Origin of the sequence: Streptomyces sp. NPDC050211 (assembly GCF_040656035.1) — a bacterium.
Lineage (GTDB): Bacteria > Actinomycetota > Actinomycetes > Streptomycetales > Streptomycetaceae > Streptomyces.
This window is the reverse complement of record NZ_JBFALC010000027.1, coordinates 1-20,619: the sequence shown is the minus strand read 5'-3', so window position 1 is coordinate 20,619 and position 20,619 is coordinate 1. Positions and strand designations below refer to the sequence as shown.

Here is a 20,619-nt window from a genome sequence, read left to right as displayed (position 1 = left end):
TTCCCGTACGGCCCGTCCTCCCGGCGAAGGAGTCGAAACCCACGATGGACCAGCCCGCACGCCGGACCGGCGCCCGCTTCTCCGGACGCACGGCCGTCGTCACCGGTGCGGCCTCCGGCATCGGAGCCGCCACCGCCGTACGTCTCTCGCAGGAGGGAGCGGCCGTCGTGGTCGCCGATATCGCGGAGGAGCCCGGTGAGGCGGTGGCCGAGCGGATCGCCGAGGACGGCGGCCGGGCGCGGTTCGTGAGAGCCGATGTGGCGGCGGAGGACGACTGGACGCGGATCGTGGCCGCCGCCCATGCCTTCGGGCCCGTGGACGTCCTGGTCAGCAACGCCTTCACCGTCGATGTGCGGCCCGCGCACGAGCTGACCCTGCCGTCGTGGCGGCGGCAGCTCGACGTCAACCTCACCGGCGGGTTCCTGGGCTTTAGGGCGGTCCTGCCGGATCTGCGGGCCCGGCACGGCGCGGTGGTGCTGACCTCCTCCGTCCACGCACACCGGGGCATCCCCGGTCACCCCGCCTACGCCGCCTCCAAGGGCGCCCTGCTCTCGCTGTGCGGGCAGCTCGCCGTCGAGTACGGGCCCGAGGTGCGGGTCAACGCGGTCGTGCCGGGTCCGATCCTCACCGGCGCCTGGGACAGGGTGCCGCCCCAGGAGCGCGAGCGCAGCGTCGCCGAGACGGCGGCCCGGCGCTTCGGCACCCCCGAGGAAGTGGCCGCGGCCATCGCCTTCCTCAGCGCCGACGAAGCCTCCTACATCACCGGCACCAGTCTCCTCGTGGACGGCGGCTGGAGCGTCGTCAAGGCGTCCGCATGACGCTCTCGTCGCAAGAGAAGAAAGGCTGTACGACATGACGCCCTACGCCCGCCGCGGCGTGCACGGCCAGACGGTGGAAGCCCTCGCCCGCCGCATCCTGGGCGGTGAGATCCCCGAGGGCACCACGCTCGATCTGGCGGCGCTGCAGAGCGAGCTGGACGTGAGCCTCACCGCGCTGCGCGAGTCGCTCAAGGTGCTCGCCGCGAAGGGGATGGTCGACGCCCGCCAGAAACGCGGCACGTTCGTCCGGGCCCGGGCCGACTGGAACCTGCTCGACGCCGACGTCCTGCGCTGGCAGTTCGAGGGCGGCAGCACCACCGAGGCCGACCAGGCGCTGCTGCGCAACCTGGCGGAGGTGCGCGCCATCATCGAGCCGGCCGCCGTCCGGCTCGCGGCGCAGCGGCGCACCGATGCCGACCTCGCCGCCCTGGACGCGGCCGTGGAGGCGATGGGACGGCAGGGTGCCGACGCCGCCCACGCCGTCGAGGCCGACCTCGCCTTCCATCGCGCCCTGCTCACCGCCACCCACAACGAACTGCTCGAGCGCATGGAGATGGTGATCGAGTCCGGCCTCGCCCACCGCGACCGCATCGTGCACAGCTCCCCGCACAGCGAGGATCCGGTGCCGGCGCACCGCGCCGTCCTGGACGCCGTACGCGACCGGGATCCGCAGGCCGCCGAGGCCGCCATGCGGGCGCTGCTCGATCAGGCGGGCCGCGACCTGGACCGGGTCGACCGTTCCGACGAGACGAAAGGCTCCCGTTGAAGATCGCTCGTATTGAAACGTTCCTGGTCCCGCCGCGCTGGCTGTTCTGCCGCGTGGAGACCGACGACGGCGTGGTCGGCTGGGGCGAACCCGTCGTCGAGGGACGCGCGGAGGTCGTCCGGGCCGCCGTCGACGTGCTGGCCGAGTACCTCGTCGGCCAGGACCCGCTGCGCATCCAGGACCACTGGCAAGTGCTCACCAAGGGCGGCTTCTACCGGGGCGGGCCGGTGCTGTCGAGCGCGGTCGCGGGCCTCGACCAGGCCCTGTGGGACATCGCGGGCCAGACGTACGGCGCCCCGGTGCACGCCCTGCTCGGCGGTCCCGTGCGCGACCGGGTCCGGGTCTACGCATGGGTCGGCGGCGACGAGCCCGCCGAACTCACCGAGCAGATCGCCGCCCAGGTGGAGGCAGGTTTCACCGCGGTGAAGATGAACGCCGCCGGAGCCGTCTCCCCCGTACCGACCGCCGCCGAGACCGAGGCGGTCGTCGCCCGCGTGGCCGCCGCCCGCGAGGCCCTCGGCCCGGACCGCGATGTCGCCGTCGACTTCCACGGCCGGCTGACCGCCGCCGGAGCCCGGCGCGTGCTGGCTCGACTCGGGCCGCTGCACCCGCTGTTCGTGGAGGAGCCGGTGGTTCCCGAACAGAGCCATCTGCTGCCCGGCCTCGTCGCGGGAACCGATGTACCGGTGGCCACCGGTGAACGCCTTTACGGGCGCGCCGAGTTCCTGCCCGTCCTCGCGGCGGGTGTCGCCGTCGCGCAACCCGACCTGTCGCATGCCGGCGGCATCTCCGAGGTGCATCGCATCGCCTCGCTCGCCGAGACGTACGGCGCGCAGCTCGCCCCGCACTGTCCGCTCGGCCCCATCGCGCTGGCGGCCAGCCTGCAGATCGCGTTCGCCACGCCCAACTTCCTGATCCAGGAGCAGAGTCGGGGCATCCACTACAACAAGGACGCCGACCTGCTCTCCTACGTCGTCGATCCCGAGCCGTTCCGCTTCGTGGCCGGGCATGCGCCCCGCGGGGACGCACCGGGGCTGGGCATCACGGTCGACGAGGCCGCCGTGCGCGCCGCCGACCGCAGCGGTCACGCCTGGCGCAACCCGGTGTGGCGGCATGCCGACGGGTCGTTCGCGGAGTGGTGACAGTGCCTTTGACGGTCGTCACCGATCCGGCCCACGGCGGCCGTTGGACCTCGCTGCGTGCCGGTGGCCGTGAGTGGCTGTGGCGCCGGGAGGGCACGGCCCGCGAGGACGTGTCGCCGGGGGACGCCTTCATCGACGCGGGCGGACTGGAGGAGTGCGTGCCGACCGTGCGGGGCACTCCCGATCACGGGGACGCCTGGTCACGCCCGTGGACAAGCGACGGGAAGGGCACGGAGAGCATTGACTGCGAGCGCTTCCGCCTGACCCGGACCATGGGCGCGGGAGCGGAGGTCGACTACGTCCTGACCGCCGACCCGGGCTTCCGCTTCATCTGGGCCGCCCATGCGCTCCTCGACCTCTCCCGGCGGGCCACGGTGCACATGACCGAGGGAGCGAGGACCCGCCTCTACCCGGATGCGGGCCCTTGGGTGGCGGGCAACTGGCCCGTCGCACACGGTGTGCGCCTGGACCGGCTCGGTCCGGACGACGGCACCGCGGTCGGGGCGGTCGTCGACGCCTCCTACTGCTGCGTCCACGATGACGCGGACCGCCTGGCGTTCGCCCTGGAAGCCGACGGACAGCCGGTGTCGATCGCCCTGTGGCGCAACCTCGGCGGCTTCCCCGCCGAGCACCCCTACCGCAGCACGGGCGTCGAGCCGATGATCGGCCGCGTCTTCGACCTCGCCGAGGCAGGCCCGGACGACGCCGCCCGCGTACCGGCTTCGGGTGAGGTGCGCTGGCGGCTGACGCTCACCCCGGACTGCACCTGCCCCTGAAACACCCGGAATTGGAGCACCCGATCATGGACCTACGAGCGGCCCTGACCGCCCACCGCCTCGTCGCCATCGTGCGCGGAGACGACCCCGAAGCCGCGCTCAGCACCGTACTGGCCCTGGCCGCGGAGGGCATCGAGCTGATCGAGGTGTCGCTGACCGGCAAGGACGCCCTCACCGTCATCGAACGCGCCCGGCAGGCCCTGGGCCCCGACCGCCCCCTCGGCGCCGGTACCGTCCTGACCGCCGACGACGCCCGTGCCGCGCACCGGGCCGGCGCGGACTTCGCCGTGACCCCCGCGCTCGGCGAAGGAGTGCGCACAGCACGGGAGTTGGGCATGCCGGTGCTCGCAGGTGCGATGACCCCGACCGAGATCGTGGCCGCGCGCACCTACGACGCCGCCGCGCTGAAGATCTTCCCGGCCGCCGAAGCCGGCGGGCCCACCTATCTCAAGGCCCTGCGCGGACCGTTCCCGTACGAGCTGTTCGTCCCGGTGGGAGGCGTCGACGAGGCGGCCGCCCGCGCGTACCTGGCAGCCGGAGCGACCGCGGTAGGCGTCGGCTCACCCCTGGTCGGCGACGCCGCCGACGGCGGAAGTGTGAGCGCCCTGCGCGAGCGGGCCCGCGCCTTTCGTGCCGCCGTAGAGGAGGCCACGCCGTGACCGACCGTGTGCTGCGGCTGCCCGCACGACAGCCCGCCGGTGTGTGCCTGGAGTCGGACACCCTCCACATCACCACGGCCCGCGTGGGGCTCACCGCTGCCGGCCCCCTGGACGGCGCGTTGTTCACCGCCCGGGTCGACGTGCCGGGGACACCGGCGGCCTCCTACCGTCGGGGAGAGACCGAGTGAACAGCACCTGGCGTCCGGCCGAGGGACCCGTCGTCTGTATCGGGGAGACCATGGCGGCCCTGGCTCCCGCTGTGCCGGAGCCGCTGGAGACCGTCGAGGATCTGCGGGTGTCCGTGGCGGGTGCGGAGTCGAACGTGGCGATGTACCTGGCCGATCTGGGGGTGCCGGTCGTCTGGCTCTCGGCGCTCGGCGACGACGCCTTCGGCCGGCGGGTGCGCGCCGCCGTCGGCGCGGTGGGCGTCGACGTCAGCGGCGTACGCCACGACCCGGACCGGCCGACCGGCCTGCTCGTCAAGGAGACCGGCCGCACCGGCACCCGTGTCCGCTACTACCGCGGCGGCTCGGCGGCGTCCGCCATGGGCCCCGAGGTGCTGGACGACGACCGGCTGAAGTCGGCGTCCGTCGTGCATCTCACCGGCGTGACCCCGGCGCTGTCGCCGTCCTGCCGCGGCCTGGTGGAACGGGCGCTCGCCACCCCGCCGGGCGAACGTCCCCACGCCGTCAGCTTCGACGTCAACCACCGATCCGCGCTCTGGCCCGACGGCACCGCGGCCGCCGTACTGCGCGACCTGGCCGATCGCGCCGACATCGCCTTCGTCGGGCTCGACGAGGCACAGGGTCTCTGGGGTGCGGATCTGGCGGCGGCCGACGTGCGCCGGCTGCTGCCGCGCCCGCGCTTGCTCGTGGTCAAGGACGGCGGACATGCGGCCACCGCCTTCGGCGAGGGGAACACCTGGACCGTGCCCGCGCTGCGCACGGACGTGGTGGAGTCCGTCGGAGCGGGCGACGCCTTCGCCGCCGGATTCCTGGCCGGGCTGCTGCGGGACGGCGACGTACACCGCGCGCTGCGGCTCGGGCACATCACCGCCGCGTCCGCGCTCCGGGTGACCAGCGACCACGGTCCGCTGCCGGACCGCGCCCGGATCGAGCGGCTCCTCGACCTCCCTGCGCGGGACTGGACGCGGCAGGACAGCTGGATTCACAGTGGTCGCTGAGCCCGCTTCCTCGACACGGCGGCCTTGAGGAGGCGGCGGAAGGTGGGGCACTCCATGTGGCTCGGCGCGGGGCAGGCGGCGGCGTGCCGCAGGGAGTCACGCAGGACGGCCAGTTCACGGATCTTCCGGTCCAGCTCGTCCGCCTTGGCCGCGAGCATCTCGCGGTCGATGCGTGGCCGCCCGTCCGGGGCGAACATGTGCGCGATCTCGTCGAGCGAGAACCCCGCGCTGCGGCCCATCGCGATCAGCGCCAGGCGCTCCAGTACGCCGGGATCGTACTGGCGGCGCAGGCCCCGTCTGCCGACCGAGGCGATCAGCCCTTTCTCCTCGTAGAAGCGCAGCGTCGAGGCGGGGACCCCGGCGCGCTGCGCCACCTCGGCGATGTCCAGGTCTGTCACCCCTTGACTTCAAGTCGACTTGAAGTAGAACGCTGTCATCCCGGCCCGGCTCAGGCAAGCAGAGGAGACGATCATGGACGTCACGCGCAGGACCGACGAACAGGCGGCGCGTTGGAGCGGGGCCTCCGGCCACGCCTGGGTCGAGGCACAGGCGGTGCTGGACGAGCTGCTCAGGCCCTATGAGGACCTGCTCGTCGACGCGGTGTCCGCCGAGCGCGGCGGCCGGGTGCTCGATGTCGGCTGCGGCACCGGCAGCACCACGCTGGCCGTCGCACGACGCCTCGGGCCGGCAGGCCACTGCGTCGGCATCGACATCTCGGAACCGATGATCACCGCCGCCCGGGCCCGCGTGGAGCGCGAGGGCACACCGGCCTCGTTCATCCACGCCGACGCACAGGAGCACCCGTTCGAACCGGCCATCTTCGACACCGTCATCTCGCGCTTCGGCGTCATGTTCTTCAGCGACTCCGTCCGCGCCTTCGCGAACATCCGGCGTGCCGTCCGGGACGGGGGCGAGCTCCACTGCATCGCGTGGCGCGGCCCCGCGGAGAATCCGTTCATGACGACCGCCGAACGCGCCGCGGCACCGTTCCTGCCGAACCTCCCCGCCCGTCTGCCGGACCAGCCGGGGCAGTTCGCCTTCGCGGACCGTGACAGGGTCCACCGCATCCTGAAGGAGAGCGGGTGGACCGGCATCGACATCCGGCCGATCGACGTGGAATGCGTCCTGCCGGAGAGCGAACTGGTCCCCTACTTCACCCGCTTCGGGCCAGTCGGCCAGGTTCTGCCCGAGGTGGACGAGCAGACCCGCGCCCAGGTCGTCGAGACGGTCCGCGCCGCCTTCGACCCCTTTGTGCACGGCACGGAAGTCCGCTTCACCGGGGCCTGTTGGTTCATCGGCGCCCAAGCCTGATGCCGGTGCCGGTCACCGCGAAAAGTTTCGTGTATCCACCAACCCTTTTCCGGACCCGGGCGGCTGACGCATAGTGATGGCGCTGTTCTACGGGCCCGACGAAGGAACCAGATGACGCGGAAGAACGCCCTGATCGTCCGAGGCGGATGGGAGGGGCACCAGCCGGTCAAGGCCACGGAACTGTTCCTGCCCTTCCTGGAAAGCAGTGGATACGACGTCCGGATCGAGGAGTCGACCGACGTGTACGCCGACACCGCCGCGATGGCCGGCACCGATCTCGTCGTGCAGTGCGTCACGATGTCGGAGATCACCGCCGAGCAGCTGGCGGGACTGCGCGAAGCGGTCGAGGCCGGCACCGGATTCACCGGCTGGCACGGCGGCATCGCCGACTCGTTCCGCGCCTCCTCCGACTATCTCCACCTGGTGGGAGGGCAGTTCGCGACCCACCCGGGCAAAGAGCCCTGTGAACGCCGGGGAGTTCAAGAGGACAACTACCTTCCCCACACCGTCACCCTCACCGAACTCGGCCGCGAACACCCCATCACGGCCGGCATCGAGGACTTCGACCTCTGCACCGAGCAGTACTGGGTGCTCCACGACGACCTCATCGACGTACTGGCCACCACGACCCATCCCGCCCGGCCGTGGCAGCCCTGGGACCGTCCGGTCACCTCGCCGGCGATCTGGACCCGCCGCTGGGGCGCCGGGCGGATCGTGGTGACGACACCGGGGCACAGCGTCGACGTGCTGGAGAACCCGAACGTCCGCACCGTCATCGAGAGGGGCATGCTGTGGGCGACGCGCACCGCATCGGCGTCATAGGGCTCGGCGTCATCTCCCGCGCGTACCTGGACACACTCGACGGCCATCCCGCCGTGCGCCTCACCGCGGTCGCCGACCTCGACGCCTCCCGGTCGGCCGCGGTCGCCGCCGAACGGCCCGGCGTCGAGGCGCTGACCGTCGAGGAGTTGCTGAGCAGCCCGGACGTGGACACGGTGCTGAACCTCACCGTTCCCGCCGCGCACGCCGAGATCGCCCTCGGCGCCATCGGACGCGGGAAGAACGTCTACGGGGAGAAGCCGCTCGCCGCCGAGTTCGCCGACGCGCACGCCGTGCTGGAGGCCGCCGCGAAGGCCGGTGTCGGTGTCGGGTGCGCCCCGGACACCGTGCTGGGCACCGGCATCCAGACGGCACGGGCCGCGGTGGAGGCGGGGACCATCGGACGCCCCCTGTCCGCCTCGGCGGTCATGGTCACCCCGGGGCACGAACGCTGGCATCCGCACCCCGACTTCTACTACACCGCGGGAGGCGGCCCGCTGCTGGACATGGGCCCGTACTACCTCGCGTCCCTGGTCCACCTGCTGGGTCCGGTGCGTGCCGTGATCGGGGCGGCCGGTCGGCTGCGCACCGAGCGCGTGATCGGTTCCGGTCCGCGCGCGGGCGAGCGGATCCCCGTCGAGGTGGACACCCATGTCTCCGGTGTCCTGGAGCACACGAGCGGGGCCCTGACGACGCTCACGACGAGCTTCGACGGCGTGGCCACCACCGCCGCGCCGATCGAGGTCCACGGCGAGACGGGGACCCTCACGGTCCCGGATCCCAACCACTTCGACGGCGAGGTGCGGCTCCACGAACTCGGCGGCACCCAATGGCGCCCGCTCCCGCCGTCCGCGGGCTACGCCGCCGGCGCACGCGGCATCGGCCTGCTCGACTTCATCGCCGCCGACGGCCAGCGGGCACCCCGCGCGAACGGCGAACTCGCCCTGCACGTGCTGGAGACGATGAGCGCCCTGCTCCGCTCGTCCGCCGAGGGGCGGCGCATCGAGCTGACGACAACGGTGGAGCCGCCCGTCCTGGTTCCGCTGACGGCCGCCGACGAGTGGAGGAGATCCCCGGCCGGGTAAGACCGTCAGTCCACGGGCCACGTGTGCGCGGGCGCGTTCAGGTGCATGTAGTCCATGTACGTCGTCGTCATCTGCCGCAGCGCCTCCCACCGGTCCGAGGCGAGGCCCTTCTGCAGGTGGTGCACCGTCTCCGCCTGCCACAGGGCGCCGTTGCGGGCGGTGACGCAGCGCTGCTCGATGATGCCCAGCATGGGTTCACGCCAGGTCGCGTCCATACCGGCGAGCTCCAGGCCGCGATGGGCCAGCGGCAGCAGGCGCCGCAACACCAGTTCCGTGACCGGCACTTCGCCCATGCCGGGCCAGTACAGACGGGCGTCGATGCCGTCACGGGCCGCGGTGTGGAGGTTCTCCTCGGCGACCGTGAACGACATCCGCGTCCAGACCGGCCGGTCCTCGTCGACCAGGGCGCGCGTCATGCCGTAGTAGAAGGCGCCGTTGGCGATGATGTCGGCCACGGTGGGGCCGGCGGGCAGGACCCGGTTCTCGATGCGCAGATGCGGCCCGCTGTCGGTGACGGCGTAGACGGGGCGGTTCCAGCGGTAGATCGTGCCGTTGTGCAGCGTCAGTTCGCCCAGCTGCGGCACGTCGCCCGCGTCGAGCGCCTCCTGCGGGTCCTCGTCGTCGCACAGTGGCAGCAGCGCCGGGTAGTAGCGCACGTTCTCTTCGAAGAGATCGAAGACGCTGGTGATCCATCGTTCTCCGAACCACACCCGCGGTCGTACTCCCTGGGCCTTGATCTCCTGCGGGCGGGTGTCGGTGGCCTGCTCGAACAGGGGGATACGGGACTCGCGCCACAGTTCCCGGCCGAAGAGGAAGGGCGAGTTCGCCGCCAGGGCGATCTGCACGCCCGCGATGGCCTGGGCCGCGTTCCAGTAGTCCGCGAACTCCTTCGGGTCGACCTGGAGATGGAACTGGGTGCTGGTGCAGGCCGCTTCCGGGGTGATGACGTCGGCGTACATCGACAGACGCTCCACGCCGTCCACCCTGATCCGCAGATCCTCGCCCCGCGCCGCGAAGATCTGCTCGTTGAGCAGCCGGTACCGGGGATCTCCGGAGAGGGCGGCCTCGCCCACGTCCGCCTCCCCCAGCGTCGGCAGAATGCCGATCATGATCAGGTGCGCGCCCACGGCCGAGGCGCGTTCCTCGGCGTGGTTGAGCGCTTCGCGGATCGCCTGTTCCCAGGCGCCGGGGCCGCCCGCCGTCAGCCGCCGGGGCGGGATGTTGATCTCCAGGTTGAAGCGGCCCAGCTCGCTCGACCAGGCGGGGTCGGCGATCGCCTGGAGGACCTCCGTGTTGCGCATCGCCGGCCGCCCGTCACCGTCGACCAGGTTGAGTTCTATCTCCAGCCCGACCTGGGGGCGCTCGCTCTCGAAGGCCGACTCGCGCAGCATCTGCGCGAGCACATCGAGGCAGGTGTGCATCTTCTCCCGGTATCGACGCCGGTCCTCCCGCGTGAACACAAGGGCCGGCACATCACGTCCCATCGTGTCCTCCCGAGTCCCCTCGGCGGATACCTGTGCTCCCAGCGTCGCACCTCCGGCGCAACCGGGACAGTCAGCGCGCAGCCGCCGTCCGTACGGAGGCCGCACATCGCCTCATCGATCACAGAGCGTGCCCGTCCGCACCGCACACGGTGAGCTTGCCCGGTCCTGACCCTGTTGCTGAACCCCGGCGCCGCCGACCGGCGCCGGGGTCCGTTTCCGCACCACCGTGAGGTCAGGAGTGGGTGACCTTGATGTCGGAGATGCGGACCTCGCCGTAGTTCTTGGCGCTGCACGGGTCGGAGTTGTCGCAGTTGGCCTGCGTGTAGGCCCCGGCCTTGAAGTAGTTGGTGTCGCCGTCGTGGGAGATCGTGGTCTCCAGCCGCCCGTTGTAGTACACGTCGATCTCCCCGTCCTCCGCCACGAACTTGGCCTCGAACTCCGTGCCCAGTTCATAGTCGTCGGTGACGAGGTGATGGTGGCGGTCGTCGCCTTCGGTGACGTAGAGGCTGCTGCCTTCGAGACGGAAGACCGTGACGTCGTCGTCCCCGCCATGGACCTGCGCCCCGACCAGGTACGGCCTCACCTTGGGCAGTGCCATGAACGCCTCCTTGACCACGAGCGTGTGGGTGCCCTCCGTGGTGGACCACTCGGCCTCGTCCCCACCGCCATCGGTCATCTCCCGCAGCTCGGCGCGCGGATAGCTGGAGCCCCCGGTCGTCACACCGTTGACGGCGGCCCGGAACCGCACAGCGTCGCACTTGCCGCTGACCCGGAACCACGGGGACGCGGAGAAGCCCTTCAGCTCGGGCTGGGTGATCTCGGTGGGGTCCTCGTCCTCACCGGTGGGCAGGGTCAACTTCCAGTCGCTCAGGTCGAGGACGTCGGACGGGGCTGCGCACTTGGCGGCCGCCCGCTCCTGCGCGGCCGCCGGAGCGGCGGGCTGCGCGGACAGCGTGAGCGCGGCGGTCGACACAGCCGTGATGACGCCCGCCAGCACGCTGGTCGGAGTGCTTGGCATGGAGGGTTTCCTCCCTCTCTCGGATGCTCGGTTCTGGCCGTCCCGTACCGTATGTGCCGTCGGCGGGACCGGTCCCGAACCGCCTCCGCTTCACTGTCGACCATGGCCGAAAGCCCCAGCCACCCCACTCCCCTCCCCCTCATCGCCTCTACGCTTGCGTGCGACTGATGAAGGCTCTGGGTAGACACTGCGTACGGCCCGTCCGACGCAGTAGGTTCGATCTATGCGCACGGCCGCGGTCGTATGCGTTCTGGACTCGAACGAGGGGGAAGATCCGTGCGTTCCGGGGACGAGTTTGCCGGTCGCTATGTGCTGAGGGAGGTCATCGGCGCGGGGCGGAGCGGCGACGTGTGGCTGGCCCATGACTCGGTGGTGGGTCAGGACGTCGCGCTGAAACCGGAGCGGGCCGACGAGGACCGTGAGACCGCGGTCCGACACCTGCTGGGCGAGCCGCGCGCCATGGCCAAGTTCCGCGACCATCCGCACGTCGTGACCCTGTTCGACGTCGTGAAAGTGCCGGCGGACGGCAAGGGGACGGACACCTACTGGTTCGTCATGGAGTACGTTCCCGGCGGCGGCCTGGACCGACTGCCCCCGGTGTCTCCGGTGCGGGCGGCCCGTATGGGTGCCCAACTCGCCGACGCGCTGGCCGCGTTACACGAAGAAGGCATCGTCCACTGCGACGTCAAGCCCGCCAACATCGGCCTCAGCCGCCGCGGTGCGGCGAAGCTGCTGGACTTCGGCGCCGCGTACCGGGTCGGCGGCACCGACACCATCACGGCCAACGGGCCCTTCAGCTTCACTCCGGACTACGCCGCCCCGGAGCTGGCGCGGGGCAATGTGCCTCGGCCTGCCTCGGATGTGTTCTGCCTGGCCACCACCCTCTACGCGCTGGTCACCGGTTCGCCCCCGCGCGGCGGCCATACCGAACAGGACGGTGACCGCTGGGAGCACGCGGACTCGGAGGACACCGACCGCCTGCGGTACTGGAAGGCCGAGCAGGGCGTCGTCGAGATGGACGCCGACGCCGTGGGACCGCTGTACCCCGTGCTCACCGCCATGCTGCAGCGCGACCCCCGGCAGCGCCCCGACGCCCTTGAGGTCAAGCGGCTCCTGGAGGCCGTCGCCGGACCGGAGTCGGACACCACGCAGGACTCCGCCCGGCGCCCGCACAGGCGGCGCCGCATGCTCGCCGCGGCTCTCGGCCTCAGTGCCGCGCTGGCCCTGGGGCTCGTCGCCCTCCCCGACGACGGGGACGGCGGGGCTGCCGCGGACGGGGCCGACCCGAGCCAGGCGGCGCAGGGCGCCGCGCACGCCAAAGCGTCGGCTCTGATCGGCGATCCACACACCGCCGACGTGTGCGCCCTGGCCGAGCCCGACGCTCTCGACCAGTTCGGCACCGCCCAAATCGACGTGGACTACGGGAACTTCGACCGCTGCGACATGCTCGTGACCGTCGACTCCAAGACCCGCATCGATGTGTCGATCCAGCTGCGCCGGGGTTCGCCGCCCGAGACATCGAAGCCCTCCAGCACCATCGGGAAGATCGGCATCCGCGAGGAGGAGGCGGAGAGCGACGAGTGCAAGCTGCTGCTGACGTCCGACGGCGACACCGAGGACACCCTCGTCGGGATCCGCGTCAACATGGGCGACGGGTCCGTGACCGGCGGCAACGCGACGTTGTGCACGGTCGCCGACAAGACGGCGGAGAGCGCAGCGAACATCCTCGACAAGGGCCCGCTCCCCCGTCGTGACCCCGGCTACAAGCGCGCGTCGCTGGCGTGGAAGAACGCCTGCGAACTGCTCAACGCCAAAGCGCTGTCCGTCGTTCCCGGCCTCAAGGTCGACGTACCGGTCGTCGGGGTCGCGGACTGGAGCTGCGAGTGGTCGAGCGATGTCGACGACCTGGACGCGGAGATCGCCTTCTTCCGTGACCAGCCGAGGTCCGGGGCGGACGGCGGCGACGAGGTCACGCTCAGCGGATACCGCACGGTCGTCGAGCCGGACGACGACGGCGACTCCTGTTCTGCCTTCGTCGAGTACCGCCAGTACAGCGGCCAGGACGCCGAGACGGCGGCCGAGATGGTGCGCCTGGACGTCGGCGGCGAGCGCTCCCCGGACCAGCTCTGCGGGATGGCCACCCGACTCGCCGGCTCCGCCGCCACAGCACTCCGCGAGCGATGACATGGAGGGCGGGGCTCAGGGCGCGGAGTCCGGCCAGGTCGCCTCGTCCTCCATCAGGTCCAGGTCCGGCGGAACGAGTGTGGTGGACTCGACCAGCCCCTTGAGCAGGTTGTGCAGCAGCCCGTTGTCCGCGGGGCGGCCCTGCGCCTTGTCGTGCATCAGCGGGTACTTGAAGCCGGTGCGGTCCAGCCGGCGGCGTACGGCCTCGACGCGGTACTCGATCTTGCGTTCGTTCCAGCGCGCGTCCGGGCGCAGATACGCGAGCTGCTTGGCCGCCATCGCGTAGGTCAGGGGGCGCGGATCCTCCTCGTAGAGCAGATACCGCTGGCCGAGTACGACCAGAAGCAGCCGTTCGTCGTCGTCGAGCGCCCAGGTCTCCGGCCGCGCGGTCTCCGCGCGCCGCCGCGAGATCGGCCCCTGGTCGTCGTGGCTCGCCACATACAGCTCGACCAGGTGCTCACGGTAGCCGGAGCCCTTCACGAACAGGGGCGTGTAGCCGGTGGCGAGCGGGATCGGCTCGGTGGTGAGATGCATCATCCGGCCGCGGGGCAGCCGGACGAGCTGCTGCCCGATGTTGCGCAGCCACCAGTACCCCTGACGGTACGTCAGCTCGCCGTGCCGGCGGCTCACCCGCAGGTCGTCCACGCCGACGCCCAGGTCCACGTCCGGCTTCTCGCCGCGGCCGAAGGAGACCGTCAGGCCCGGCCGGGGCGGGGCGCTGAGGTCGCCGGTGACCGAGCGCACATGCAGCGTGCCGGGCTGGGTGGGCGCGACTCCTCGCGCGAGGCTGGCGGAGAGGGTCATCGCGGTGCTCCTTGGATCGGGGGTGTTCTCGACACGCGTACGGGCGCGGTTACAGGATCCGGCATCACCTCCGGGACCCCTCCCCAAACTGCCCCCGTATAAAAGGAGCGTGCAAGGACGACGGTTCCGGGGAGGGAGCGGAACCGTCGTCCATCAGCGCGTAGACGTGGGCGACGGCACGGGTCAGTACGCCGGTTTCAGCGCTCCGCCGGGGAGTTTCTTGCCGTCCTCCCGGGCGACACTGCACAGCACATGACGGAAACCGGCCTCCCACTCCTCGTCCGTCGAATACCAGCCCCACATCTCGTGTCCCTCCCCGCGGGCCCAGTTGACGCCGTACTTCTCCTGGCACAGGTCTCCCTTGTCGACGCTGTCCGCCGAGCCGTCGCCCGAGGCCCAGGTCCAGCCGACGATCTGCTCATGGTGCGGCTCGTCGCAGTTCACCAGGGTGTCGGTGACCGTACCGTCGTCACTCTCCTTGGAGTTGATGCAGTCCCCCTGGCCCAGCTGGGTGACGTACACCTGGTCGCCGAACTTGCGGAAGTGGCCGAGCGGGCCGCCGATCGTGGCCTTGTTGAGGAAGAGCAGACAGGCCGCGGCAGGCGGCTCGCTCTGCCCGGTCTCGGGCGTGAGGACGTACAGCACCGGGTCGGCCATGGTGCCGCGCAGCTCCGCGGTGCGCCGGGTGCACTTGCCCCGCTCGTCCTCGGTGCCGTCCGCCGCGACCGTGGTGATGACCTGTCCCTCGGGGTCGTCGTCGTAGCAGTCGACGAGCTTGAGGCCGAGCAGTCCCTTGTAGTCCTCACCCTTCTTCCAGTCGGCGTCGACGCACTGGCCCGGCGTGAGCTCCTCGCGCAGCCGCATCTGCTTGCCGTATGGGTATGCGCCGCGGGTGACCGACGGGGAGGGAGTCGCGGCGACCTTCGCCTCGACGTCGGGCTTCTTCACGGGGTCCCCGTTACCGTCGAATGTGGTGGCGCCCAGCGCGAACCCTCCGCCGCCGACCAGCACGGCGGCGAGCGCCAGCGCCACGGTGGTGCGCCCGGCCGGCTTGCGGGAGGTGAGGGTGCGGGGCTGCTGGGTCTCGCTCGCGGACGGCTCGGGCAACGGCACGCTCGCCGTCCCGGTCGCCGCCGCTTCGGCGAGCAGTTCGGCCGCCTCCGCCACCGGCATACGCTCCGCCGGGTCCTTCGCCAGCAGGCCCATGATCACGCGGCTGAGCGGTTCGCTGGCCCGCTGCGGCACGGAGGGTTCCGAGTTCAGTGCGGCGAGGAGCGTGGCGTCGAGCGTGTCCCGCTCGAACGGGGCGGTGCCCTCGACGGCGGCGTAGAGCGTGACGCCGAGCGAGAACAGGTCGGACGCGGCAGTCGCCTCACCGCCGGACAGCCGCTCCGGAGCGACATAGCCCGGCGTGCCCACGACCATGCCGCTCTGAGTGATCCGGGTCTCGCGCAGCCGCAGCGAGATGCCGTAGTCCGTGAGCAGGACCCGGCGGTCGGCGACGCCCGAATGGTCCGGCGCCAACAGGATGTTGGAGGGCTTCACATCCCGGTGGATGATGCCGAGCCGATGTCCGGCGGAGAGCGCGTCGAGAGCGGCGGCTCCGATCCGGGCCACCTCGTCGCTCGGCAGCGGGGCGCGCTCCTTCAGTACGGCGCTCAGGTCGCGCGTCCCCGGCAGGTACTCCATCACGATCCACGGGCGGTCGTCGGCCTCGACGACGTCGTACACCGTGATCACGTTCGGATGCTCGCGCAACTGCGCCGCCTTCAGGGCCTCCTTGCGGCCCCGGCCGGCGGGGTCGCCGAGGGCGGCCTCCGAGGTGTGCGGTACGTCGATCTCCTTGACCGCGACCTGCACCCGCAGTTCCTGGTCCTCGGCCAGCCATACGCTGCCCCCACCGCCGGAACCCAGCCGCTGCCGCAGCCGGTACCGCCCGGCGATGATCTGCTCCCGCTCCCCTGCCACCAGCGTCTCTCCCCTCGGCCGTACGCGCGCCACCTCACAGAGCGCCCCGCCATGCTCACCCCGTCCGTCCGGGAGCCCTCCCGAAAACGGCGACGAACCACCGTCGCTGACTGAGCGTCAGATCCTGTACGCCCCTCACCTGTTGATCAAGGGACGGAACGCGGCCCGCACATCGGACGTCGACTCGGTGACGGACCTGCTCGACAACGGGCCCGGGTCGATACCGCCGCTGGTGTAGTACTTGATCACCGAGGGGCAACTGCTGCCGCTGATCTGGATCTTGCGGTTGGCGACGAGCTTGCCGGTGCGCAGCTCGTAGACCTTCACCGGAAGCGCGATCTTGTAGAAGGTCACATAGGTGGTGGCCCCGGAGGACTGGGCCCGGTACGGGCAGGTCTCGACGGAACTGCCGAAGGACTCCTCGCCCATGCAGACCACCAGGACGGCGTCGGTGGGGTCGTTGGCCTTCCAGGAGCCGGGAAGTTTGGCCGAGTAGTCCTCGCTGTACTCGTCGTGGCCGTAGTAGAGGGCGCGGTTGGGGCCCTTGCTCAGGGGCTTGGCGCCGCTGTACTTCGCCGGGTGGGAGCAGTACTCGGGCTGTTTGTCGTCGCCTCCCGCGAGGAGACTGCGGACGTTGTCCAGCTCGATACTCAGCGTGGCCTTCCTGGCTCCCTTCCGTGCCCTGCTCGCGAGCCCGTCGTCCGGGTACTCGTCCAGCAGCCGCTCGTACTGCGCGCGGGCCTGCCTCCAGTCGTCGGTGTCCATCAGATCGTCGCCACATTCGACGAGCGCGGCGGGCGCGGTCCGACGGGCCGTCTCGGCGGACCGGTCGAGTAGGTCGTGGCTGCTCTCGCGGTCGCGGAGCCAGTAGGTGAGGGTGACGGTGTCGCAGGGGTCCTCGGCGGGCAGGGCGCGCAGGAAGTCGTTGAGGGTCGCTTCGACCGTCTTCTCGTTGCCGGGTTCGGCGAGGACGGAGGCGAGCGTCTTGAAGCCCCGCTCCAGTGCGTCGGTGTCACCGGTCAGCGAGGAGGCCAGCTGCGCCCGGGCCGTGTCCAGCCGGCGGCAGTCCTGGACGACCTCGTCGCCGCGGGCGGTCAGCGGGGCGTCGGCGACACGGTGCCCGAACCACACCCTGTCCTGGGCGGCCGACACCCCGACGCAATCCCCGCTCTCGCGAGCCTCGGTGACACTCCCGCCGATCCTCGACGCGTCGTACCGCAGCAGTCCCGCCGCCAGCAGCACCGGCAGCGTCACCGCGAGCGCGACCAGACGCTGACCGCGCACCGCGCCGCCCCGGCCGGCACCGCCACGCGCCAGGAACCAGCCGTGCGCGGTGACGGCCACCCACCACACCAGCACCACGATCTCGTACGACGTCCGGGCGGTCGACGCGAGCAGCGAGACGACCACGACGGTGACGGCGACGGAGAACACGGCGAGGCCCCACCGCCGCAGCATCAGATAGCCGACGCCGAGCAATGAGGCGTTGCCGAGCGCGACGGCCAGCGGATCGTGCGGCCTGGCCCCGTACGGCTCGGGCTCCCGCACCACGTAAGTCGATTCATCCATGCTGATCTCTTCCCGTTCCGTGGGGGCCTGGAGCGGCCCCGATCCGGCACCGATGCGTCAGGAAGCGATGTACTCCCACTTCTTGGTGGTCGCGCAGTCCTCGAACCCGAAGCGCTTCGCAGGCGCTGCGATCTCCTTCGCCGCCTGCTCGTTGATGGACATCTGCATCGCGAGCAGCAAGTCCTGTCCGTACCGGTAGTTCTCGAACTGGCCACTCAAGTCCTCGAGGCCGTCGATGTAGACGCCGAGCTTGCCCAGCCAGGCATCCAGGTCCTTCTGTCCGGTCTCCGGCTTCGGCATCTTGCGGACCTGTGCGCGCAGGTCCTTCAGCAGGACGGCTCGTTCACGCAACTTCCGTACGTCGCCGACGCCCACGCCCTCGCCGTACGCGAGGTCACCGGTGAACCGCTCGGTGATCTCACGGCAGCTCTCGTCGGCGCTCCGGATCAACTCCTGTTTCGGTGAGCCCGGTCCGGAGGAGCACCCGGCGACGACCGGCACCACCAGCCCCATGACGGCGGCTGCGACACGCATGACCTTAGGCATGCCGTCACGATGCAGCGTCCCGTCCGGGAGGGGTCCCGGGCGCGGCGAACCGACGAAAACAAGCCAACAGGCGGTAAAACACGGGCAGGTTGGGGGCGCCGGTGCGCAGGAGGCGAGGCGCGAGGAATAGCGTAGGCAGCCACGACTGATGTTCGACGGTTTCGTGGTTGTCACTACGCACGCACAGGAGCGTCCATGACTGATGAGGCAGCGAACTCCGAGCAGGAGACGCTCTCCAAGATCGACACCTCCGTGCCGCAGTCGGCCCGGATCTGGAACTACTGGCTGGGCGGGAAGGACAACTACGAAGTCGACCGGGTGGCCGGTGACGCCTTCCGCAAGATCTTCCCCGGCATCGAGACCGGCGCCCGCGCCGCCCGGTACTTCCTCGCCCGCGCCGTGCGCCACCTCGCCGCCGAGGAGGGCATCCGGCAGTTCCTGGACATAGGCACCGGGCTGCCCAACGTGGACAACACCCACGAGATCGCCCAGCGGGTGGCCCCCGAGTGCAAGATCGTCTACGTCGACAACGACCCGCTGGTGCTGGCACACGCCCGCGCGCTGCTCACCAGCACCCCGGAAGGGGTCACCAACTATGTCGACGCCGACCTGCGCGAGCCGAGCACCATCGTGCGCGAGGCCGGGAAGACGCTGGACTTCGACCAGCCCATCGCTCTGATGCTGATGGGCATCCTGGGCCACATCGAGGACTTCGACGAGGCACGCTCGATCGTGCGGCAGCTGGTGGACGCGCTGCCCGCCGGCAGCTACCTCGTGCACTACGACAGCACCAGCACCAGTGAGTCGTATGTCAAGGCCATCCAGCAGTACAACGAAGGTGGCTCGATCCCCTACATCCTCCGCAGCCCCGAGCAGATCGAGCGCTACTTCGACGGTCTGGAACTGCTCGAACCGGGCGTCGCGTCATGCTCGCGCTGGCGCCCCGACGCCGCCGCCTGGGGCCTGCCCGCGGAGGTGCACCAGTACGGCGGTGTCGCCCTCAAGCGCTGACACCTGCCGGCCGCCGGCCCGTGGATCAGGTTTCCTGGAGGATGCGATGGAGGGTCGTCGGAGTCTCGTCCGGTGACTCGGCCTCGACCACGAGGCGGTTCATGACATCCCAGTAGCACTCGATCTCGGCGGGCCTGTCGGGATAGAGCGCGGTGGTGAGCTGCTCGAGGCAGACCACGTCGGGCAGCTGGCCGCCGGGCAGCCGCAGGATGGTGACCGGACCGCCTTCCGCGGCGTAGCCACCGGCGTGGAACGGCATGATCTGGACCGTGACCTGCGGGGATCCGCAGATCTCGATGAGATGCCTGAGCTGGGCGCGCATCGTGCCGATGCCGCCCACCGGGCGACGCAGCGCCGCCTCGTCGATCACGGCCCAGAACTGAGCCCCAGGACGGCGGTGCAGGATCCGCTGGCGGGTCATCCGCAGTTCGACTCGCCGGTCGATCTCCTCCGCACCGGCGTCCGGGTGGGCGAGCCGGACGGCGGCACGCGCATAGTCGGGGGTCTGGAGCAGGGCGGGAACGCGCTGGACCTCGAAGCAGCGGATGAGGCTCGCCGACTGTTCGGCCCCGAGGTAGGTCTGCATCCAGGTGGGCACCACGTCGTTGTAGTACTGCCACCAGGCGGGGGTGTTGGACTCTTCGGCCAGCGCCAGCAAGGTGGCGCGTTCTGCCTCGTCGGTGACGCCGTAGAGGGTAAGCAGATCGGCCACGTCCCGCAGCTTGAACCCGTGGCGGCCACCCTCCAGCCGGCTGATCTTGGACCGGGAGGCGCGGATGACATGTCCGGCGGCCTCACGCGAGATGTGCCGCTCCTCCCGCAGCCTGCGCAGCCGTGCGCCCAGCACCAGCCGCGGCACTACGGGGCCGGCCGACCCGCCGTCCCCTACCGCACTGTCGAACGGGGTGCGTGCGGCCTCTTTCATACCCATCGGCATTCTCCCTGCGGTGAACGCAACTCTGCACGCGTACAAGCGCGGCAGCCAGCCATCCTAGGGGCTGTCCGCTACATGATCTCCGGATCGCGCCAACTGGCTTGCCGTGAGAGCGAGTTGGGCGGCATCAGCGGAGTCGGCGCGGACATCGGCCGCCGGGTTGTGCTACGGTTTCCGCGTTGCAGTTGTGGTACCCATGAACCTATGTGCGCCTGACGGGAATGTTTCTCCTTCAGGCGCATTAGTTGTTTTCCCGGCTTCTCCGGATGGGGCCTCTGCCTACAGAAGGAGAAAGTCATGGCACAGGGAACTGTGAAGTGGTTCAACGCCGAAAAGGGTTTCGGCTTCATTCAGCAGGACGGCGGCGGCCCGGACGTGTTCGCGCACTACTCGAACATCGCGACCCAGGGCTTCCGTGAGCTGCAGGAGGGCCAGCGGGTCTCCTTCGACGTCACGCAGGGCCAGAAGGGCCCGCAGGCGGAGAACATCGGCCCCGCCTGATCGCCGCACGCGTATGTCCCCGGGGTCCGCACCGGCAGGGT

The 20,619-nt window shown here is 70.8% G+C and carries 21 protein-coding genes; 13 read left to right on the top strand and 8 right to left on the bottom strand.

Features of this window, described 5'->3' with window-relative positions:
* Positions 1-44: 44 nt before the first annotated feature.
* From AB0I98_RS25350 to AB0I98_RS25320, 7 genes are read left to right on the top strand one after another with little or no spacing between them, the layout of a single operon-like run.
* The gene (locus AB0I98_RS25350) at positions 45-818 is read left to right on the top strand and encodes a glucose 1-dehydrogenase (RefSeq protein WP_362945405.1); all 774 of its coding nucleotides are present in this window, start codon (positions 45-47) and stop codon (positions 816-818) included.
* A 34-nt stretch (positions 819-852) separates the two neighbouring features.
* Positions 853-1,584, top strand: a complete 732-nt coding sequence (locus AB0I98_RS25345; RefSeq protein ID WP_362945403.1) for a FadR/GntR family transcriptional regulator — start codon at positions 853-855, stop codon at positions 1,582-1,584.
* Complete coding sequence (dgoD, locus tag AB0I98_RS25340; protein ID WP_362945402.1) at positions 1,581-2,726, top strand: galactonate dehydratase; 1,146 nt, start codon at positions 1,581-1,583, stop codon at positions 2,724-2,726. The genes AB0I98_RS25345 and dgoD overlap by 4 nt, the downstream gene beginning before the upstream one ends.
* A complete protein-coding gene (locus AB0I98_RS25335; protein WP_362945400.1) occupies positions 2,723-3,502 on the top strand; it encodes a hypothetical protein in 780 nt (259 codons plus the stop codon). Before dgoD ends, AB0I98_RS25335 begins: the two co-directional genes overlap by 4 nt.
* A gap of 26 nt (positions 3,503-3,528) precedes the next feature.
* Positions 3,529-4,161, top strand: coding sequence for a bifunctional 4-hydroxy-2-oxoglutarate aldolase/2-dehydro-3-deoxy-phosphogluconate aldolase (locus AB0I98_RS25330; protein ID WP_362945398.1), 633 nt, complete (start codon positions 3,529-3,531; stop codon positions 4,159-4,161).
* On the top strand, positions 4,158-4,349 hold the full coding sequence (locus AB0I98_RS25325; RefSeq protein ID WP_362945396.1) for a hypothetical protein: 192 nt from the start codon (positions 4,158-4,160) through the stop codon (positions 4,347-4,349). Before AB0I98_RS25330 ends, AB0I98_RS25325 begins: the two co-directional genes overlap by 4 nt.
* Positions 4,346-5,344 (top strand): sugar kinase, encoded by a 999-nt coding sequence (locus AB0I98_RS25320; RefSeq protein WP_362945394.1) that lies wholly within the window; start codon positions 4,346-4,348, stop codon positions 5,342-5,344. The genes AB0I98_RS25325 and AB0I98_RS25320 overlap by 4 nt, the downstream gene beginning before the upstream one ends.
* Here the strand turns inward: AB0I98_RS25320 and AB0I98_RS25315 are convergent.
* The gene (locus AB0I98_RS25315; RefSeq protein WP_362945392.1) at positions 5,329-5,742 is read right to left on the bottom strand and encodes a helix-turn-helix domain-containing protein; all 414 of its coding nucleotides are present in this window, start codon (positions 5,740-5,742) and stop codon (positions 5,329-5,331) included. The genes AB0I98_RS25320 and AB0I98_RS25315 overlap by 16 nt on opposite strands.
* A gap of 73 nt (positions 5,743-5,815) precedes the next feature.
* Between AB0I98_RS25315 and AB0I98_RS25310 the strand changes: the two genes are divergently transcribed.
* The 3 genes from AB0I98_RS25310 to AB0I98_RS25300 all read left to right on the top strand — a co-directional run bounded on the left by AB0I98_RS25310 (position 5,816) and on the right by AB0I98_RS25300 (position 8,559).
* On the top strand, positions 5,816-6,655 hold the full coding sequence (locus tag AB0I98_RS25310) for a class I SAM-dependent methyltransferase (RefSeq protein WP_362945390.1): 840 nt from the start codon (positions 5,816-5,818) through the stop codon (positions 6,653-6,655).
* 111 nt (positions 6,656-6,766) lie between these two features.
* A complete protein-coding gene (locus AB0I98_RS25305) occupies positions 6,767-7,477 on the top strand; it encodes a ThuA domain-containing protein (RefSeq protein ID WP_362945388.1) in 711 nt (236 codons plus the stop codon).
* A complete protein-coding gene (locus tag AB0I98_RS25300) occupies positions 7,447-8,559 on the top strand; it encodes a Gfo/Idh/MocA family oxidoreductase (protein ID WP_362945386.1) in 1,113 nt (370 codons plus the stop codon). The genes AB0I98_RS25305 and AB0I98_RS25300 overlap by 31 nt, the downstream gene beginning before the upstream one ends.
* 5 nt (positions 8,560-8,564) lie before the next feature.
* Here the strand turns inward: AB0I98_RS25300 and AB0I98_RS25295 are convergent, their stop codons facing one another.
* Positions 8,565-10,043 (bottom strand): glutamate-cysteine ligase family protein, encoded by a 1,479-nt coding sequence (locus AB0I98_RS25295; RefSeq protein ID WP_362945384.1) that lies wholly within the window; start codon positions 10,041-10,043, stop codon positions 8,565-8,567.
* 232 nt (positions 10,044-10,275) lie between these two features.
* Positions 10,276-11,061 (bottom strand): polysaccharide lyase family 7 protein, encoded by a 786-nt coding sequence (locus AB0I98_RS25290; protein ID WP_362945382.1) that lies wholly within the window; start codon positions 11,059-11,061, stop codon positions 10,276-10,278.
* 276 nt (positions 11,062-11,337) lie between these two features.
* Between AB0I98_RS25290 and AB0I98_RS25285 the strand changes: the two genes are divergently transcribed.
* Entirely contained in the window at positions 11,338-13,245 is a 1,908-nt protein-coding gene (locus AB0I98_RS25285) for a serine/threonine-protein kinase (RefSeq protein ID WP_362945380.1), read from the top strand.
* A 15-nt stretch (positions 13,246-13,260) separates the two neighbouring features.
* Here the strand turns inward: AB0I98_RS25285 and AB0I98_RS25280 are convergent, their stop codons facing one another.
* The 4 genes from AB0I98_RS25280 to AB0I98_RS25265 all read right to left on the bottom strand — a co-directional run bounded on the left by AB0I98_RS25280 (position 13,261) and on the right by AB0I98_RS25265 (position 18,132).
* Positions 13,261-14,049 (bottom strand): FHA domain-containing protein, encoded by a 789-nt coding sequence (locus tag AB0I98_RS25280; protein ID WP_362945378.1) that lies wholly within the window; start codon positions 14,047-14,049, stop codon positions 13,261-13,263.
* A gap of 183 nt (positions 14,050-14,232) precedes the next feature.
* Positions 14,233-16,017, bottom strand: a complete 1,785-nt coding sequence (locus AB0I98_RS25275) for a serine/threonine-protein kinase (RefSeq protein ID WP_362945377.1) — start codon at positions 16,015-16,017, stop codon at positions 14,233-14,235.
* 135 nt (positions 16,018-16,152) lie between these two features.
* Positions 16,153-17,586 (bottom strand): hypothetical protein, encoded by a 1,434-nt coding sequence (locus AB0I98_RS25270; protein WP_362945375.1) that lies wholly within the window; start codon positions 17,584-17,586, stop codon positions 16,153-16,155.
* 57 nt (positions 17,587-17,643) lie between these two features.
* Positions 17,644-18,132: a hypothetical protein gene (locus tag AB0I98_RS25265; RefSeq protein WP_362945373.1), complete on the bottom strand. Its 489-nt coding sequence runs from the start codon at positions 18,130-18,132 to the stop codon at positions 17,644-17,646.
* Between the two features lie 195 nt (positions 18,133-18,327).
* On the opposite strand from AB0I98_RS25265, the gene AB0I98_RS25260 reads away from it, so the two are divergent.
* Positions 18,328-19,143, top strand: a complete 816-nt coding sequence (locus AB0I98_RS25260; RefSeq protein ID WP_362945371.1) for an SAM-dependent methyltransferase — start codon at positions 18,328-18,330, stop codon at positions 19,141-19,143.
* 25 nt (positions 19,144-19,168) lie between these two features.
* Here the strand turns inward: AB0I98_RS25260 and AB0I98_RS25255 are convergent, their stop codons facing one another.
* On the bottom strand, positions 19,169-20,074 hold the full coding sequence (locus AB0I98_RS25255) for a helix-turn-helix transcriptional regulator (RefSeq protein WP_362945369.1): 906 nt from the start codon (positions 20,072-20,074) through the stop codon (positions 19,169-19,171).
* Positions 20,075-20,374: 300 nt separating this feature from the next.
* On the opposite strand from AB0I98_RS25255, the gene AB0I98_RS25250 reads away from it, so the two are divergent.
* The gene (locus AB0I98_RS25250) at positions 20,375-20,578 is read left to right on the top strand and encodes a cold-shock protein (protein WP_362945367.1); all 204 of its coding nucleotides are present in this window, start codon (positions 20,375-20,377) and stop codon (positions 20,576-20,578) included.
* Positions 20,579-20,619 lie beyond the last annotated feature (41 nt).